The organism is Myroides sp. WP-1 (genome assembly GCF_014145635.1).
In the GTDB taxonomy this organism is placed as follows: Bacteria; Bacteroidota; Bacteroidia; order Flavobacteriales; family Flavobacteriaceae; genus Flavobacterium.
This window is the reverse complement of sequence record NZ_JACHTC010000002.1, coordinates 69,136-87,573: the sequence shown is the minus strand read 5'-3', so window position 1 is coordinate 87,573 and position 18,438 is coordinate 69,136. Positions and strand designations below refer to the sequence as shown.

12 protein-coding genes are annotated in these 18,438 nt (G+C 37.4%); 9 read left to right on the top strand and 3 right to left on the bottom strand.

From position 1 onward, the window contains the following. Positions 1-55: 55 nt before the first annotated feature. The 6 genes from H4K33_RS02095 (at position 56) to H4K33_RS02070 (ending at position 6,072) form a co-directional block, all read left to right on the top strand. The gene (locus H4K33_RS02095) at positions 56-850 is read left to right on the top strand and encodes a patatin-like phospholipase family protein (RefSeq protein WP_182646856.1); all 795 of its coding nucleotides are present in this window, start codon (positions 56-58) and stop codon (positions 848-850) included. Between the two features lie 46 nt (positions 851-896). Further along, positions 897-1,616, top strand: a complete 720-nt coding sequence (gene pyrH, locus H4K33_RS02090; RefSeq protein WP_182646855.1) for a UMP kinase — start codon at positions 897-899, stop codon at positions 1,614-1,616. Positions 1,617-1,624: 8 nt separating this feature from the next. Then, positions 1,625-2,188 (top strand): ribosome recycling factor, encoded by a 564-nt coding sequence (frr, locus tag H4K33_RS02085; protein WP_182646854.1) that lies wholly within the window; start codon positions 1,625-1,627, stop codon positions 2,186-2,188. Positions 2,189-2,421: 233 nt separating this feature from the next. Then, complete coding sequence (gene asnS, locus H4K33_RS02080) at positions 2,422-3,855, top strand: asparagine--tRNA ligase (RefSeq protein ID WP_182646853.1); 1,434 nt, start codon at positions 2,422-2,424, stop codon at positions 3,853-3,855. A gap of 111 nt (positions 3,856-3,966) precedes the next feature. Continuing rightward, positions 3,967-5,421, top strand: coding sequence for an RNA polymerase factor sigma-54 (gene rpoN, locus H4K33_RS02075; RefSeq protein WP_182646852.1), 1,455 nt, complete (start codon positions 3,967-3,969; stop codon positions 5,419-5,421). Between the two features lie 42 nt (positions 5,422-5,463). Next, complete coding sequence (locus H4K33_RS02070) at positions 5,464-6,072, top strand: hypothetical protein (protein ID WP_182646851.1); 609 nt, start codon at positions 5,464-5,466, stop codon at positions 6,070-6,072. A 24-nt stretch (positions 6,073-6,096) separates the two neighbouring features. Here H4K33_RS02070 and H4K33_RS02065 read toward each other — a convergent pair whose 3' ends face one another. Genes H4K33_RS02065 through H4K33_RS02055 form a run of 3 tightly spaced genes read right to left on the bottom strand, consistent with a single transcriptional unit; the run spans position 6,097 to position 9,790 of the window. Then, positions 6,097-6,801, bottom strand: a complete 705-nt coding sequence (locus H4K33_RS02065; RefSeq protein ID WP_182646850.1) for a porin family protein — start codon at positions 6,799-6,801, stop codon at positions 6,097-6,099. Positions 6,802-6,818: 17 nt separating this feature from the next. After that, positions 6,819-8,030, bottom strand: coding sequence for a DUF3078 domain-containing protein (locus H4K33_RS02060; RefSeq protein ID WP_182646849.1), 1,212 nt, complete (start codon positions 8,028-8,030; stop codon positions 6,819-6,821). After that, the gene (locus H4K33_RS02055) at positions 8,027-9,790 is read right to left on the bottom strand and encodes a 1-deoxy-D-xylulose-5-phosphate synthase (protein ID WP_182646848.1); all 1,764 of its coding nucleotides are present in this window, start codon (positions 9,788-9,790) and stop codon (positions 8,027-8,029) included. Before H4K33_RS02055 ends, H4K33_RS02060 begins: the two co-directional genes overlap by 4 nt. 245 nt (positions 9,791-10,035) lie before the next feature. On the opposite strand from H4K33_RS02055, the gene H4K33_RS02050 reads away from it, so the two are divergent. Genes H4K33_RS02050 through pbpC form a run of 3 tightly spaced genes read left to right on the top strand, consistent with a single transcriptional unit; the run spans position 10,036 to position 18,412 of the window. Continuing rightward, on the top strand, positions 10,036-10,476 hold the full coding sequence (locus tag H4K33_RS02050) for a nucleoside deaminase (protein WP_182646847.1): 441 nt from the start codon (positions 10,036-10,038) through the stop codon (positions 10,474-10,476). A gap of 13 nt (positions 10,477-10,489) precedes the next feature. Next, entirely contained in the window at positions 10,490-15,988 is a 5,499-nt protein-coding gene (locus H4K33_RS02045) for an alpha-2-macroglobulin (RefSeq protein ID WP_182646846.1), read from the top strand. 51 nt (positions 15,989-16,039) lie between these two features. After that, positions 16,040-18,412, top strand: coding sequence for a penicillin-binding protein 1C (pbpC, locus tag H4K33_RS02040; protein WP_182646845.1), 2,373 nt, complete (start codon positions 16,040-16,042; stop codon positions 18,410-18,412). Positions 18,413-18,438 lie beyond the last annotated feature (26 nt).

Below are 18,438 nucleotides of genomic sequence, written 5' to 3'. Positions count from 1 at the left end.
ATTAGTTTGAATCCAAAGTTAAACTTTTAAACACTAATCTCTCAATACTTTATTTATGAAAACGCCTAAAATAGGTTTGGCATTATCTGGCGGTGGCTATAAGGGAATTGCTCATGCCGGTGTACTTTCATTTTTAGTAGATCAAGATATCAAACCAAAAATTCTTGCTGGTACGAGTGCTGGCTCCATTGTCTCTTGTTTGTATTCAATAGGATTAACCCCGCAAGAGATTCTCAATTTTTTTAAATCGGTTAATATTTTGAATTGGCATTTTTTCACTTTCAAGAAAGCGGGATTAATTGATTCGAATGCCTTCGAAAAATACTTGTTTTCAATTTTTGAAAATAGAACGTTGGACGATCTTCCGATTCCCGTTGTAGTCAACTCAACAGATATTGCCAAAGGTGAAATTCACGTTTTTAATTCCAATACTCGTGTTATTGACGCGATCTTGGCTTCGAGTGCATTTCCCGCAATTTTCTCCCCCCATACCATCAATGATCAATTGTTTAGTGATGGAGGGATACTCAATAACTTTGCGACGGATTTGATTCGCGAGGAATGTGATTTCTTAATTGGCAGCAATGTTTGTCCGATTGAACAACTAGACAAAAAGAATTTAAACTCACTTCGCTCCGTAGCCATACGAGCTTATGATCTAATGGCCGCCAACCACAATCGAGCGCAATCAGCGCTATGTGATTGGTTGATCGAATCACATCACATTACTCAATACTCCACTTTTGAACGAAACAAACAGCGCATGGATGAAATTTTTGACTTGGGATATCAAGCAGCAGCAAGAACCTTTAAAAATCATCAGGATAAATTCGCAAAAGCTGTTTTATAGTAGTATATAATCTTTATATTTGCAAAACTTTAAAAATATCATATCCATGAAATACAAAAGAATTCTACTTAAACTAAGTGGAGAGGCTTTAATGGGAGAGAATCAATATGGAATTGACCCTAAGAGATTAGCTGAGTACGCAGCTGAAGTAAAAAAAGTACACGATTTAGGTGTTGAAATAGCTATTGTTATTGGTGGTGGAAATATTTTTAGAGGAGTAGCTGGAGCAAGTGTAGGTATGGATCGCGTTCAAGGAGATTACATGGGAATGCTTGCAACTATCATTAATGGAATGGCACTACAAGGAGCTTTGGAAGATGCGGGAATGCTTACCCGTTTACAAACTGCCTTAAAAATAGAAGCTGTTGCAGAACCTTACATCAAAAGAAGAGCCGTTCGCCACTTAGAAAAAGGTCGAATTGTAATTTTTGGAGCAGGAACAGGAAACCCTTACTTCACTACAGATACCGCTGCGGTATTGAGAGGAGTAGAAATTAATGCGGATGTTATCCTTAAAGGAACCCGTGTTGATGGAGTTTACAATGCAGATCCTGAAAAAGATCCGACGGCGGTTAAATTTGAACAAATCACTTTTAGCGACGTGTTGACTAAAGGATTAAATGTAATGGATACTACTGCATTTACATTGAGTAGAGAAAACGAATTGCCGATCGTGGTATTCGATATGAATAAAGAAAACAATTTACTAAAAGTTTGCCAAGGAGATGATACAGTAGGAACTACTGTTTCCGTAAACATTAATTAATAAACGTTATGACAGAAGAAATAGATTTAATTATTGCAAGTGCAAAAGAGGCAATGGACGGTTCTATTGCTCACTTAGAAAAATCTTTATTAAATATTCGTGCTGGAAAAGCAAGCCCTCAAATGTTGGGTGGTGTTTTTGTAGATTACTACGGATCACAAACTCCGTTATCACAGGTAGCGAGTGTAAACGTTCCAGATGCTCGTACGCTTACCGTTACTCCTTGGGAAAAAAGTATGTTACAACCTATTGAAAAGGCAATTATGATTGCAAACTTGGGATTAAACCCAATGAACAATGGAGATAACATTATCATCAACATTCCTGCTTTAACTGAAGAAAGACGTAAAGACTTGGTCAAACAAGCAAAAGCAGAATCAGAAGAAGCAAAAATTGGTATTCGAAATGCTCGTAAAGATGCAAACAACGATATCAAAAAAGAGGAAAAAAACGGAGTTTCTGAAGATGTTTGTAAAGATGCTGAAGAGCAAGTACAAAAGTTAACAGACGCTTATGTAAAGAAAATCGATGATATTCTAGTGAAAAAAGAAGAAGAAATTCTTAAAGTATAAGGAAAGCCCGCATGATGCGGGCTTTTTTGTTTCTATAGTTTTCAACTATTTTATATCTTTTCTTTTCCTTACAAAATATACAAATCTATATTCCTTCTAAAAAAGCGTCTTTTCCATGCTAATGTTTGATTAATAACGTGGTTATTTACGCAAATATCTATTGTTTTTTAGTACATTTGTTCGTATTTCAATTCAATGATTTGATCTACTAGGTAACAAAAATATATTCAAAAATGAAACACACCAAAATTATCGATCTGCTTACTGGAAAGGCACTTTTGCACGAAGTAAAAGCAAAGGGCTGGGTAAAAACATTTAGAAACAACCAGTTTATTGCTTTAAATGATGGATCGACAATCAATAACATCCAATGTGTTGTTGACTTAGATAAGTTTCCTGCTGAATTACTTAAAAAAATTCACACAGGAGCAGCTATTTCTGTAAGAGGTACTTTAGTTGAAAGTAGAGGAGCTGGACAAAATGTAGAAATCCAAGTTGAAAACTTAAAAGTTTATGGTGAATCCAATCCAGAAGAATATCCTATTCAACCTAAAAAACACTCGTTAGAGTTTTTACGTGAGCAAGCTCACTTGCGCATTAGAACGAATATTTTTGGAGCTATTATGCGTGTAAGAAGCACGCTGTCTTTTGCTGTACACAAATACTTCCAAGACAACGGATTCTTTTACTTCAATGCACCAATTATCACAGGATCTGATGCAGAAGGAGCTGGAGAGATGTTTAAAGTAACGAATTTCAATCTAAATAAACTTCCAAAAACAGAAGAAGGCGATGTTGATTTCTCAGAAGATTTCTTTGGAAAAGCAACTAACCTAACCGTTTCTGGACAATTAGAAGCAGAGACTTACGCTATGGCCTTAGGATCAGTATATACCTTTGGACCAACATTCCGTGCTGAAAACTCTAATACCTCACGTCACTTAGCTGAATTTTGGATGATTGAACCTGAGGTTGCTTTCAACAAATTAGCAGATAACATGGATTTAGCAGAAGATTTCATCAAGTATGTGATCAGCTATACCCTAGAAAAATGTCACGACGATTTAGTTTTCTTAGAAAACCGTTTACTAGACGAAGAGAAAAACAAACCACAAGCGGAACGCAGTGAAATGTCTCTTCTTGAAAAATTGCGTTTTATCACAGAAAACAATTTCAAACGCGTAAGCTATACAGAAGCTATTGATATTTTAAAAGCTTCTAAACCAAACAAAAACAAAAAATTCAATTACATCATTGAAGAATGGGGTGCAGATTTACAAAGTGAACACGAACGCTATTTAGTAGAGAAACACTTCAAATGCCCTGTAATTTTATTTGATTATCCTGCAGATATCAAAGCATTCTATATGCGTATGAATGAAGATGGAAAAACCGTTCGCGCGATGGATATCTTATTCCCAGGTATTGGAGAAATTGTTGGAGGTTCTGAAAGAGAAGAACGCTACGATGTATTACTAGACAAAATCGAGAAAATGGGCATCGACAAAGACGAACTTTGGTGGTACCTTGATACTCGCAAATTCGGTACTGCACCACACAGTGGTTTTGGTCTTGGATTTGAGCGTTTAGTTCTATTCGTTACAGGAATGACAAACATCAGAGACGTGATTCCTTTTCCTAGAACTCCTCAAAATGCAGCGTTTTAATTATTCATAGAAAGAAACCTTATAAATGTTTACTTTTACCGTATTTTTTCCGTAATTTAGGATGAATGTCGATTAAAAGTAAACATTTTTATTTCGTTAATTTTATTTAGCATGCTCAAACAAAGTTTACAACTTAAATTATCTCAGAAATTATCTCCTCAGCAAATCCAATTGATGAAGCTTATTCAATTACCAACTTTAGCCTTTGAACAAAGACTAAAGGAAGAGTTAATTGAAAACCCCGCATTAGAAACAGGTAAAGAAGAATCTGCTGATGAATTCGATAGTTTAGATAATGAGTTTGACGACTTTGACAATGAACGCATTGACACAGAAGACATCAATATCGATGATTATCTAAGTGATGATGAAATTCCCGAATATAAATTACAAGCAAATAATTACAGTTCAGACGACGATGACTATGAAGCACCTATCATTGCGACAGAGTCTTTTCATCAAAACTTAATCAATCAATTAAACACCTTCATCCTATCGGATGAAGATCGAGTAATTGCAGAATTTTTAGTTGGTAGTGTAGATGAAATGGGGTATATCCGAAGAGATGTGCAAGACATTGTAGATGATCTAGCCTTTACACAAGGCGTTTACACCAATTTAGAGACAGTAGAAAACATCTTAGCTATTGTGCATGAACTTGAGCCTATAGGCGTGGGTGCACGTAACCTTCAGGAATGTTTGCTTTTACAACTCAAACACAAAACTCCAACAGATGCAATAACCGTAGCTAAAGACATCATTGAAAATCAATTTGATGCCTTTACCAAAAAGCACTACGACAAACTGTTATCGCGATACAATATCACAAAAGATCAATTGCGCAAAGCTATTGATGAGATTGAGAAACTCAACCCCAAACCAGGAGGAGCTTATACAGGGACGAATCGCTTTATAGAGCAAGTGATCCCCGATTTTACAATCAAAATTGTAGATGGCGAAATTGAGTTGACTTTAAACAACCGCAATGCCCCCGAACTACACGTTTCTCGTGACTATCAAGAGATGTTGCAAACGTATAAAGATTCAACCCAAGCTAGTGCCTCACAAAAAGATGCCGTACAATTTATCAAGCAAAAACTAGATGGAGCTAAATGGTTCATTGACGCTATTAAACAACGTCAGGAAACTCTTTATGTAACCATGAGCGCTATTGTACACTATCAGGAAGAATACTTCTTAACAGGAGATGAAACCAAATTAAAGCCAATGATCCTCAAAGATATTGCCGATTTAGTAGGTTTAGACATTTCTACAATTTCTCGTGTTGCCAACAGTAAATACGTGGAAACTCCTTATGGTACAAAATTGATCAAAAACTTCTTTTCAGAAGCAATGATGAATGATCAAGGGGAAGAAGTATCAACCATTGAAATTAAAAAAATACTAGAAAATATCATTGCGGAAGAGGATAAGAAAAAACCTCATCCAGATGATAAAATCGCCGATCTACTCAAAGAAAAAGGGTATCCTATTGCACGAAGAACTGTGGCTAAATACAGGGAACAACTGGATATTCCTGTTGCTCGTATGCGAAAGAGAATTTAATCTAACTAAAAACAAACCCTCAGTTAAAATAGGCTGGTACTTATGAAAAAAACAGCTCAACTTGTTTCCTACCTTTTTCATCCCATTCTATTGCCCTTACAAACCGTTGGGTTGTATTTTTTAATTCAATATTACTATTTCACAACCCTTGAGCTATCGATCATCCTTAGTCAGGTTGCGATCGTTACTTTCTTTATTCCCATTTCCATCTATTACTTGATGCGTTCGTTGCGCATTCTGCAATCGAGTGTTATGGTCAGTGAAACAAAAGAACGCATCTTTCCTTTTGCTATTAATATTGCGTTGCTTTATACCCTCAAATCCCTTGTCTTATACAACAATAGTGCATATGAACTAAAAATATACTTCTGGGGACTAATTGCCACATATTCGCTGTTACTTATTGGAGCAATATTCAAACAAAAATATAGCGTTCACACTGCCCTATTAACCGCTGGTCTGGCTTTCTTTATTCTTTTGCTTATTCACCAAAAAACACCAGCGCTCATCTTATTAATTGTCTGTATTTTAATTACGGGACTAACAGCAAGTGCTCGTCTATATTTAAAAGCACATACTTCATATGAAGTCTTCTTTGGGGGATTGCTGGGTTTTCTACCACAACTAATTTGTTGGTATCTTTTGACCTAATAAAAAAAGAGCCTAAAAGGCTCTCTATAAAATATAAAATATAACTCCTACTTTAAACAATCTCAATCGTTCGGGATCACCTTGGATTGGAGACTCTTTATAAATGGTATTCAAGCCATAATAGGCATAGAAATTCCATGTATTAAATCCCGCACCTACATACACTCCCATCAACCATTTATTGATGTTCTCATCATTTCTCGCGGTTATCGAATATTGATCTGTTGTTGTTTTAACACGGTTACCCAGCACATAACTGGCTTTGAACCCCACATAAGCTCGCCAAAACTTATGACTTGCAGGTGTAGAGTTTCTCCATCTTAATTCGATAGGAAAATCCAACATATGCAAAGATAAACTACTGCGTTTGTAGTCTGTTAACACGGTATAACTTCCGTCTTCTGCAAGGCCAAAACTATTGCGTAAATTTTGATAAGAAAACCCAAATCCTGGTGCAATAGCAATTGTTCTACTTTTATTGATTGGAAAGTCACGTAAAAAACCAATATCTACACCCAATGAAACTGAATTCGATTTAAACTCGCTTGGTTTTCCCTGCATCAACGTATGAGACAAACCAAAATAAAATTGATCTTCCCTATATTTTAGATCTAAAGCTGCTATGCTATCCTTTTTTTGTTGCGTTAATTCTACAAATTCTCCTGATTCTTGTCCAAAAGACAGAGAACTAAACAAACAGCAAACAGCAAGTAAAAAGAGATTCTTCATAGCACTAATTTATAAAATTAAAACGAATAGACTAACCCTACTCCTAAGGTTTGTTTGAACTGAATTTTTGGTCCTTCTATCACTTGTACCCCACCGCGTTCTACTTTATTTTTCACGTTATCGTCATAAATTAAATTTATTCCCACATTAGCGCGTACAAAATCATTCACTTTCATATCCAATTTCAGATCCCACATAACATCAATATTACCAAATTGATCAATATAATCACTATATAGTGTCAATTTCGTATCGATAAAAATATTGGTAAAGATTTCTTTTTTCCATTCTGTACTAACTAAGAAACCTACTTCTGCTTTGTAGCGTTTACCGTTTTTCAGAATATTGCCATCTTCGTCTTTAATCGCTGAATCCACACCAAAAGCGCCTTGATTTGCTAAGGTTTGATCATTGACAAAGGTTGCCTTATACGTTAATGGTGAAACATAGTATTTTATTCCCGTTTTGGAATCCATGTATTCACCCCCAACCCCTACATAAAGATAAGCAGGTGCCAACCATCTAGAAACAGGATCGTCGGTATTTGGGTAATTGTACCCGTCCGTGAATTGAGTTCTAAAATTCAATTTAGAGACATAGTACCAATCAGAAGCGAGCGAATATTTATACCCAAACGTTGAATTGAGTTCTAGCACGTCGTCTGTCTTACGCAATTCGCGATCTGATTGTTTATTTACTCCATAGCGTACGTTTAAAGTATTATCCCATATTAAACGACCTTTGATATACTTTCTGCTAAAATCTCCCTTCAATAAGCCCGCAATGGAGTTATCTCCTCCTGCACTCCAATTGACAAAAGCAATTTGATTAAAGTCTAATCCCACTCTATTTTTCTTCTCCCAGTACCCGATAATCTCATTATTTACTGGAATTGCGGAAAGTTGAATTTGAGGATTAAATTTCGTTTTAATTGCACTGTATTTGGGTTTACTGCGTTCAACAAAAACTTCGGGTTTAAAAAATGCCAAATCTTCTCTACTTCCCATATTCATATAACTCATCAACAAATCTTCTTCAGCGTAATTTTTACGCGGTAAAAAATTCATCAAAGGATTAAAAGGATTTTCTTGTACGTTTACTGTATCCTTCACAACCGAAGTAGCGGTTTGCGGATTCACGGCAGGAGTAGTTCCTTCCTGTGCGAAAGTTGCCCCTCCATACCAACTAAGTACAACAGAAAAAAAAGCAATCTTTTCTAATTTGTTCAAAACTTTTCTGTAATTAATTTAACAATCGAATCTACGTCTATACCACAAATTTGTTGTTGTTGTTTAACTGTTCCATGTTCGATAAAAACATCTGGAACACCTAAATTATCTACACTAATTTTGGGATAATATTTAGAAACAAACTGCGCTACACTACTTCCAAAACCTCCTTTTACACTACCATCTTCTAGGGTAACTATATGCTGATGGGTTTGACAAATTTCATGCAATCGATGTTCGTTTAGCGGCTTAACAAACAAAAAATGTTCGTGCGTCCATGCGTTAGTCTCACATTGCTGAAACGCCTCTATTACATTGTTTCCAATAACTCCCGTAGAAATTATGGCAAATTTATTGCCTTTTCTTAAGTTTTTAGTTATTGATACGTTAAGTTTTTTAAAATCCTCACGCCAATTGACTTCTACACCCCCTTTACCTCTAGGGTAGCGAATGGCCCAAGGTGTGTCAATTCCCAGTTGAGCGGTATACAACAGATTTCTCAACTCTATTTCATTCAAGGGTGCAGCAATTACGATATTAGGGATACAGTTCAGATAAGCTAAATCAAAAACACCCTGATGTGTTGCTCCATCCTCTCCCACCAATCCGGCGCGGTCCAAACAAAAAATCACAGGCAATTTCTGCAAAGCTACGTCGTGAATCAATTGATCATACGCACGTTGTAAAAATGTAGAATAAATCGCACAATAAGGAATCAATCCTTGTGTAGCCATCCCCGCAGCTAAAGTAACTGCGTGTTGCTCTGCAATACCCACGTCTAAAGCACGTGTCGGAAAAGCCTCCATCATATACTTCATCGAACTTCCCGTTGGCATGGCTGGTGTAATTCCGACAATCAGCGGATTTTGTTCTGCTAACTCCACTAATGTATACCCAAAGACATCTTGGTACTTCGCAGGATATTCTTTCTCTTCTTTTTGGATGAGTTCTCCTGTTGCACTGTCAAATTTTCCCGGTGCATGATATTTAACCTGATCTTCTTCAGCTTGTTTTAACCCTTTTCCCTTGGTTGTAATTACGTGTAAGAATTTTGGTCCCTTGTGTTTCTTCAACTTCGTCAACTCCTTGATCAATTGCTTTAGATCATGTCCATCAACCGGACCTCTATAATCAAAATGCAAGGATTTGATCATATTATTTCGCTTGTGATTGCGTCCTTCTTTTACTGCTGTTAAGTAATCTTTCAACGCCCCCACACTAGGATCAATTCCAATGGCGTTATCATTCAATACTACAAGCATATTAGCGTCGCTAACACCTGCGTGATTTAATCCTTCAAAAGCCATTCCTGCAGCAATAGACGCATCGCCAATCACGGCAATATGTTGTTTAGCATCCTCACCTTTTAACTTAGAGGCAATAGCCATCCCCAAAACAGCAGAAATGGAGGTGGACGAATGCCCTACTCCAAAAACGTCATACACACTTTCCTCGCGATTGGGAAAACCACTGATTCCTCCTTTTTGTCTATTGGTATGAAACACTTCCTGACGCCCTGTGAGTAGCTTGTGTCCATAGGCTTGATGACCTACATCCCAAACCAATAAATCATTCGGCGTATCAAAAACATAATGCAAGGCAATCGTCAATTCGACTACCCCTAAACTCGCACCTAAATGTCCTTCCTTAGTAGCAACTATATCGATGATAAATCGTCTAATTTCAACCGCTAATTCCTCCAACTGAGCTAAACTCATTTGTCTGATATCTGAAGGTTTTTTGATTTGTTCTAACAACATGGAAATACGTGTAACATTTATACCTAACAAAATTACAACTTTGTTTTTTGTTTTTTGACTTTTGTGAAGTTGCTTTTTTGTTGGTTGTTTTTTTGTACGATGAACCTTCACTTCGTTTCAACCTCTCTTCTTTTTCCCCTATCCTCTTTCTTTTTTCTAAATCCTTCCCTAGAACTAGTGAATTTTTTACATTATAAAATAACAACTTCCCTTTTTCAGTTAACTTTGCTTAAAATTTAAAGAGGATGATGGATCTATTTACTGATGAATACTTTATGCGCATTGCGTTAAGTGAAGCACAGATGGCCTTTGAAAAAGGAGAAATTCCCGTTGGAGCAATTGTTGTTTCCAACAATCAGATCATTGCCAAATGTCACAACCTTACGGAACTATTGCACGATGTCACTGCTCATGCGGAATTACAAGCTGTTTCATCAGCCGCTAATTATTTAGACGCTAAATACCTGAAATCATGCACTTTATTTGTAACTTTAGAACCCTGTCAAATGTGCGCAGGTGCCTTGTATTGGAGTCAGATTTCCAGAGTGGTTTGGGGTGCAAATGATGAAAAAAGAGGCTATCAAACAATGGGTGGACAACTTCATCCAAAGACATCCATTACACAGGGAATTTTGGCCGATGAATGTGCAACATTAATGCGTTCATTTTTTGAAAAAAGAAGATAAAAACAAAAAAGCTATGAAGAAAAAAATTGTATTAACTGTAGTGTGTTTGCTCTTGGCCTTCTTACAGGCCTGTAAAAAAGATGCAATGCAAGATTTTCCGCTTTCAGATCCCAAGGATTTTAGCGAATACATCAGCGCTTTTACAACGGGAATGATCTCGTCTAAATCGCCTATTGACATTGCTCTAACAAAAAATTGGGGTGAATGGAAAGATCAACAAGAAGTTGATGCTAAATTGTTTACCATTTCACCTGAGGTAAAGGGTAAATTACGCTATTTAGCCAATCAAACCTTGCGTTTCGAACCAAGTGAACGCTTAAAACAAGACCAAAAGTATTACATTACCTTCCATTTAGGTAAAGTAACTGCTGTTGAACAACAACAAGAATCTTTTTCTTTTGTAGTTCATACCGTACCTCAGCAATTTACTGCAGAGTTCACAGATCTACAATCATCAGACAAAGACAGCTACATCCAACACGGGGTTATTAAGTCTAGCGATTGGATAAGTGTGGAAGCTATAAAAAAAGTAGCAACTGCTCAACAGGGAAAACAAAGCACTGAACTTGCTTTTCAAGTGAATGAAGAGCAAGAAGCAAAAGAATTTCCATTTACAATTCGAGGAATTAAACGTCAAGCAGAACAAAGTGAACTAACGTTGACTTTAGATTCAAAAGCTGTTCAGCTAGATCAAAAAACGTCCTTGGACTACGAGATTCCTGCGAAAGAAGTTTTTACGGTACATCAGGTCTTAACCACAATAGGAGACAATCACGCCTTTGCGATTAACTTTTCTAATCCGATCAAAAAGAATCAGAACTTAGATGGATTAATCCGTTTACAAGGGTTAGAGAGTCTGCCTTTAACTTTCTTAATTGAAGGAAATTTAATTAAAGTATACAGCGAAAAGGCATTACCAGAAGAAGTTACGCTACAGGTACAAGAAGGTATTACGGATAGTTATGGCAATCGTTTGAATAGCATTCATTCGGAAGTCATCACCTTTGCTATTCCAAAACCTGAAGTTCAACTCTTGCAAAATGGTACCATTTTACCTTCTTCAGAAAATTTAAAGATCAACTTTAAGGCAACCTCTTTAAGAGCAGTAGATGTAAAAGTATACAAGGTTTTTCAAAACAATATTTTACAATTCTTACAATCTAATAATTTAGACGGTTCGTATTCTCTTTATACTGTGGCCGCACCTATTGCAAAAACGACGATCGAATTGACAAATCCCGATCCAAAAGCGTTATTGCGTTGGAATGCCTATGCCTTAGATTTATCAACGTTAATCAAACCTGATCCGGGTGCTATTTACCACGTCAAATTTTCCTTTAAAAAAGCCTATGCTATAAACTGTGCGGACGAAGGAGATAGCGAAACTGAACTTGATATAGAAGACGAGTTAGAACCTGAAGATGACGAATATGATTACTACTATCGTTACTATCCTTGGGAAGAGCGTGAGGATCCATGTTCTGATGCTTACTATTATTACACACAAATGCCAAGTACAAATGTATTGGCGAGTGACTTGGCAATGATTGTTAAAGGTGGAAATGACAATGTATATACCGCTGTTGTAACCAATATTTTGACAACCGCTCCTGTAAATGGTGCTACAGTTGAATTCTATAGCTACCAACAGCAATTGTTGACCTCTGCAAAAACAGACAACAACGGAATTGCAAAGGTTAATTTAGGAAAAAACAAGGCTTATTTTGCCCTTGCAAAACAAGAGAACAATACAACCTACATCAAAATAGATCAGGCCAATGCCCTTTCTGTGAGTAATTACGATGTAGATGGCACAACCCTTCAAAAGGGAATGAATGGTTATGTCTATACTGAACGTGGAGTTTGGCGTCCTGGAGATCCTATTTACATCGGGTTTATCTTGGATGATATTGCAAATCCACTTCCGGAAAATCACCCAATCAAATTGACGTTATCTGATCCTTTTGGAAAAGTAACCGAACAAGTAGTACAAAAGAAAAATACAGCAAATCACTATGCGTTTAAGGTTCAAACCGATCAAGAGGCTCCTACTGGTAACTGGGAAGCTGTTGTTCAAGTGGGAGGTGCTAAATTCTACAAGCGAATCAAAGTAGAGACGATTAAACCCAATCGCTTAAAAATAAAAAACAACGCAGAAGGAAAAGTTATTACTTCAGATTATTACAACAAGCAAATTGATTATACTGTTGAATGGCTACAAGGAAGTACGGCAAAAAATTTAAAAGCAGATGTTCAGATCAAATTATTACCTGAACAAACAACGTTTAAAACGTATCCAAACTATCGTTTCAACAACAGTTTATCGTCTTACGCGACAGAAGACATCAATGTGTATTCAGGCAGAACAAGTGAAAGTGGCACATTTTCGTTTGCTTTAAACTTAAAGAATACGGTAGAAAATTCGGCTATGCTAAAGGCTATTTTGACAACCAAAGTATATGAAAATGGCGGAGATGTATCAACAGATGTTTCTACATTGACTTATTCTCCCTATGCTAGTTATGTCGGAATTAAAGCCCCTGAAGCAAACAAATATGGGTATTATGAAACGGAGAAACCACTTGCTTTTTCTATTGTAACAGTTAATAGTGATGGAAAAGCTTTAGCGCAGAATGTACAAGTAGATGTTTACCGAAAAAAAGGATATTGGTGGTGGAGTTCAAATGATTATGGGGTATCCAACTACAATGCATCCGAATACTACAGCTTGTATAGTTCGGATCAATTAACTACTTCTGCTAATGGTGGAACCCAATATGAATTAAAAATTCCAGAACAAGATTGGGGTAACTATGAAGTAGTCATTACCAACTTAAATAGTGGGCATATTGCTTCTCAGCAGGTTTATGTAGATTGGCCTTATTGGTCAGCTAAAACCAAACACAGAGAAGGAAAAGATGCCATTGCTTTATCGATTGCAACAGATAAAAAAGAATATACGGTAGATGAGAAGATCAAACTTTCTTTCCCTTCTAGTGAAGGAGGAAGAGCGCTTGTATCAATCGAAAGTGGTAGTAGTGTTTTAGAAACGCATTGGGTTCAGACCAAACAAGGAGAAACAACCTTTGAATTACCCGCAACGGCGGCAATGGCTCCTAATGCCTACATCAATATTACCCTGATTCAACCGCATGCCTATACGATCAACAATGCGCCAATTCGCCTTTATGGTATTGCGCCAATTAGCGTTTACAATAAAAAGACAAAATTAGAGCCTGAAATTATCATGCCTGATAAATTGCGTCCAGAAGAAAAATTTACGCTAAAAGTGAAAGAGAAAAACGGGAATAAAATGACGTATACCGTTGCCATTGTAGAAGATGGTTTATTGGATCTTACGCGTTTTAAAACACCTACCCCTTGGCAAAATTTCTATAGCAAATCGGCTCTAGGTGTTCGCACTTGGGATGTTTTCGATTATATTATTGGAGCTTATGGAGGAACTATCAACCAAGTATTCAGTATCGGTGGAGATGAAGATTTGGGCGCTGGACAAGTCAAAAAAGCCAATCGCTTTAAACCTGTGGTTATTTTCTCAGGCCCACATACCTTAGAAAAAGGCAAAACTGCATCACATGAAATTAAGTTACCTAAATACATTGGTTCTGTTCGCACGATGATTGTCGCTTCTAACACAGAGCACAGAGCATATGGTAATACAGATAAAACGGTAAAAGTAAACAATCCATTAATGATCTTAGGATCTTTGCCAAGAAGAGCAGTTCCTGGAGAGAAAATCACGTTGCCTGTAACTATTTTTGCGATGGAAAACCACGTGAAAAACGTAAAAGTTTCAGTTAAAACGGATGACAAATTTAAAATCAACGGGCCTGCATCTCAACAGATATCCTTCAGTGAACCGGACGAAAAAATTGCGTATTTTGAGTTAGAAGTGGCTAATAAAACGGGAATCACAAAGATTGAAATAGAGGCAACTTCCGGAAAAGAAAAAGCGACGTACAGTATTGAAATGGATGTACTCAATCCAAATCCAGTGACAACGCGCACACAGATTGTAAGTATCGATCCTCAAAGTGAAGACCATTTAGATTGGAGTCCGTTTGGAATTCCAGGAAGTAATAAAGCTACGTTAGAGCTGTCGGCTTTCCCGAATATCAACTTGACGACTCGTTTAAATTACTTAATCACATTCCCACACGGATGTACAGAACAAATCACATCGGGTGTATTTCCACAGTTGTATTTAGCTGATCTAATCACCTTAGATGACAGTAAAAAACAAAGTATCCAACGCAATGTAAACGAGGGTATTCAGCGTTTAGCACAACGTCAGTTTTCTGATGGCGGATTCGCCTACTGGCCAGGAAATAGCTATGCTGATGATTGGGCAACCTCTTATGTGGGGCATTTCTATCTTGAAGCAGAGAAAAAAGGATATGTATTACCTGTTAATAGCAAGGCCAACTGGATTGCTTATCAACAAAAAATGGCTCGCCAGTGGAAACACGACCAACGCTATTCAACAGATTTTGCACAAGCTTACCGTTTGTATACCTTAGCACTTGCAGGTCAGGCGGATATTGCGTCTATGAACCGATTACGCGAAACGCAAGGAATTTCTACCAATACGAAATTCCGATTAGCTGCTGCTTACGCGCTTGCCGGACAAAAAGATGCCGCACAAAAACTAATTGCACACTTGTCTTTAGATGACATTGCAGGTTTCTCTTACTATGGTTCTTATGAACGCAATTTAGCTATGGCTTTAGAAACCATGATAAACAGCAATGGCAATAAGATTAAAACACATGAATATGCAATTGAATTAGCCAACAAATTGGGATCATCTCAATGGATGAGTACACAAACAACGGCTTATGCTCTTAATGCTATTGCAAGTTATGTTACGATTAACAAACCAAGTGATGGCATCAATGTACTGTATACATACAACGATCAAAAAGCAACGGTTAACACAACCAAAGCCTTAGTCAGTACAGAGCTAAAAAGCATCAAAGCGAACAATACACTTGGGGTACAAAACAAAAGTAATGCGGTTGTATATGCGCGTTTAACATCAAGTGGTATTTTACCAGTTGGACAAGAGCAAGCAGATCAAAGCAATTTGAATATTAAAACGACTTATCGTTCTACGAATGGCTTAGCAATTAATCCGACGAGTATCGAGCAAGGAACAGAGTTTATTTGTGAAATTTCCATTTCAAATACGAGTAATCGCAGTATTCAAAACGTAGCCTTGACACATATTGTACCTTCAGGATGGGAAATTGTCAATCTTCGCTATACAGATGCTGGTGGAACACAAAATCAGGTAGATTATACCGATATTCGAGATGATCGCACGATGTTCTACTTTACGCTACAAGCGAATAGCACTAAAACGCTAAGGGTAACACTCAATGCTTCTTACTTAGGTAACTACTATTTACCAGGTGTACAAGCTAATGCAATGTATGATAATGCCTACCGCTGTCGAACAGTAGGACAATGGGTAGAGGTAATTAAATAACCGTTATAAATCAATATAAATACAGGGATTCACATCCCTGTATTGCTTTATATGAAATTCAATCTCAATCTACAATGGCGCACGTGGAGCACGAAAAAGAAAGTGCTTTCTATTCTAGTGGGAATCGCTTTGATTGCTTACTATTTTTGTTTGCCTAAAACCCTATTTGACAAACCTTATTCAACTGTGATCGAAAGTAAGGATCACCAACTTCTTGCGGCTCAAATTGCCCGTGACGGTCAATGGAGATTTCCCGCAATGGAGCGCGTTCCGGAAAAGTTCAAAACATGTATCATCACTTACGAAGACGAGTATTTTTACTACCATTGGGGATTCAACCCTGTCTCTATCGTCAAGGCTTTCTTTTCTAACTTATCAGCCAAAAAAGTAAAAAGAGGAGGTAGTACATTAACTCAACAAACTATTCGCTTAGCGAGAGATGGTAAAAAGCGAACGTATTTCGAAAAAATCATAGAACTCATCCAGGCGACACGTTTAGAATTTAAATACAGCAAACAGACTATTGTAAACTTATACGCCTCTCATGCTCCTTTTGGAGGAAATGTAGTTGGACTTGATGTTGCAGCTTGGCGTTACTTTGGAACTTCACCAGAACAGCTCTCTTGGGCAGAAAGTGCCACTTTAGCAGTCTTACCCAACGCACCGCGTTTAATTTATCCCGGAAAAAATCAAGAGATTTTACTCCAGAAGAGAAATGCGTTATTGAAAAAATTACTAGACAACGACCACATTGATCAAAGCACGTATGAGTTGGCAATTACGGAGCCTCTTCCTCAAAAACCACATGAATTACCTCAGCTTGCGCCCCATCTATTGCAATTTGCAGCAAAAACCAACAGAGAAGAACGCCTTGTTACCACTGTTGATTACGCCGTCCAACAACGAGCCAATGACATCATTGCAAACTACTATTTGCACTATAGACAGGCAGAAGTTTACAATATAGCAGCCTTGATTGTCGATGTAGAAAATCGAGATATTGTCGCTTATATCGGTAATTCACCCACAACTACTGCACATCAAAAAGATGTGGATATTATTCAAGCTTCCAGAAGTACGGGAAGTATCTTAAAACCATTTTTATACGCTGCGATGTTAGATGATGCCTCACTCACTCCTCATCAACTAGTAGCAGATATTCCGATTGTTATAGCAGGATATAAACCGACAAACTTTTCCAATAGTTATGAAGGTGCTGTAACGGCAAATGAAGCCTTATCGCGCTCGCTGAATATTCCTTTTGTTTTAATGCTGCAACAATATGGAGTATATCGCTTTTATGACAACCTACAACAGTTAAAGCTATCCTCTATTAACAAATACCCTGATCACTATGGGTTATCCCTAATTTTAGGTGGGGCAGAAAGCAGTTTATGGCAATTGACTAGAGCCTACGCAGGTATGGTAGGAACAGTCAATTACTACAACAAAGAACAGGAATACCGCACCCAAGAAATTCAAGAATTAAACTGGAAGGCAGGTTTCACACAAACATTTGGAGATACCTCTAAAGAAAAAACAATCTGGGGAGCAGGAGCCATTTACAACACGTTTGACGCCTTAACTAAAGTAAACAGACCTGAGGGTGACGAAGCTTGGCAATATTACGACTCTGCGCTTAAAATTGCGTGGAAAACAGGAACTAGTTTTGGTGGACGAGATGCCTGGGCCATTGGTGTAAATAAAAAATACGTTGTCAGCGTATGGGTAGGCAATGCAACAGGAGAAGGTCGACCTTCCATTAGCGGAGTACGCATGGCTGGCCCTATACTTTTTGATTTATTTAAACTGCTTCCCAAGCAAAAGGAAATCGCGGCTCCGTTAAATGATTTAGAAGAGGTTGCTGTTTGCCAAAGTTCGGGTTACCTAGCAGGTCCTAATTGTTTACAAACAAAAATGGATCTTGTTGCCTTTCGTGCAAAAAAAACAATACTTTGCCCTTATCATAAACTGGTTCATTTAGACTCAACACTACACTATCAAGTTAACAGTCAATGTGAAGCGATTGATCAGATCAGACCTACTCCTTGGTTTGTTCTACCACCTACGATGGCCTATTTTTATCGAAAAACACACAGCGACTATCAAGATATTCCTCCATACAGAAGTGATTGTTCACCCCAAGATCAGCTTAAAAAAATAGAGTTTATCTATCCAAAACACGGAGAACATATCTACCTGACGAAGAATTTTTATTCAGAACTACAACCCTTTATTGCAAAGGCAAGCGCCAGCAGTGCGAATAAAACTCTTTTTTGGTATTTGAACGAGCAGTACATTGGCACAACTAAACAATTTCACGAAATAGCCATTCGCGGGAAAACGGGAATTAATTACCTCGCGATCACCGATGAAGAAGGTCATACACAAACAATTGAGTTTTACCTAGAAAAACAAAACTAACAAAAAACCCAAAACGGATGCCGTTT

Excerpts from the sequence above, each read along its gene's own strand:
- H4K33_RS02095 (WP_182646856.1), top strand. The coding sequence starts at position 56 with ATGAAAACGCCTAAAATAGGTTTGGCATTATCTGGCGGTGGCTATAAG.
- pyrH (WP_182646855.1), top strand. The coding sequence starts at position 897 with ATGAAATACAAAAGAATTCTACTTAAACTAAGTGGAGAGGCTTTAATG.
- frr (WP_182646854.1), top strand. The coding sequence starts at position 1,625 with ATGACAGAAGAAATAGATTTAATTATTGCAAGTGCAAAAGAGGCAATG.
- asnS (WP_182646853.1), top strand. The coding sequence starts at position 2,422 with ATGAAACACACCAAAATTATCGATCTGCTTACTGGAAAGGCACTTTTG.
- rpoN (WP_182646852.1), top strand. The coding sequence starts at position 3,967 with ATGCTCAAACAAAGTTTACAACTTAAATTATCTCAGAAATTATCTCCT.
- H4K33_RS02070 (WP_182646851.1), top strand. The coding sequence starts at position 5,464 with ATGAAAAAAACAGCTCAACTTGTTTCCTACCTTTTTCATCCCATTCTA.
- H4K33_RS02065 (WP_182646850.1), bottom strand. The coding sequence starts at position 6,801 with ATGAAGAATCTCTTTTTACTTGCTGTTTGCTGTTTGTTTAGTTCTCTG.
- H4K33_RS02055 (WP_182646848.1), bottom strand. The coding sequence starts at position 9,790 with ATGTTGTTAGAACAAATCAAAAAACCTTCAGATATCAGACAAATGAGT.
- H4K33_RS02050 (WP_182646847.1), top strand. The coding sequence starts at position 10,036 with ATGATGGATCTATTTACTGATGAATACTTTATGCGCATTGCGTTAAGT.
- H4K33_RS02045 (WP_182646846.1), top strand. The coding sequence starts at position 10,490 with ATGAAGAAAAAAATTGTATTAACTGTAGTGTGTTTGCTCTTGGCCTTC.
- pbpC (WP_182646845.1), top strand. The coding sequence starts at position 16,040 with ATGAAATTCAATCTCAATCTACAATGGCGCACGTGGAGCACGAAAAAG.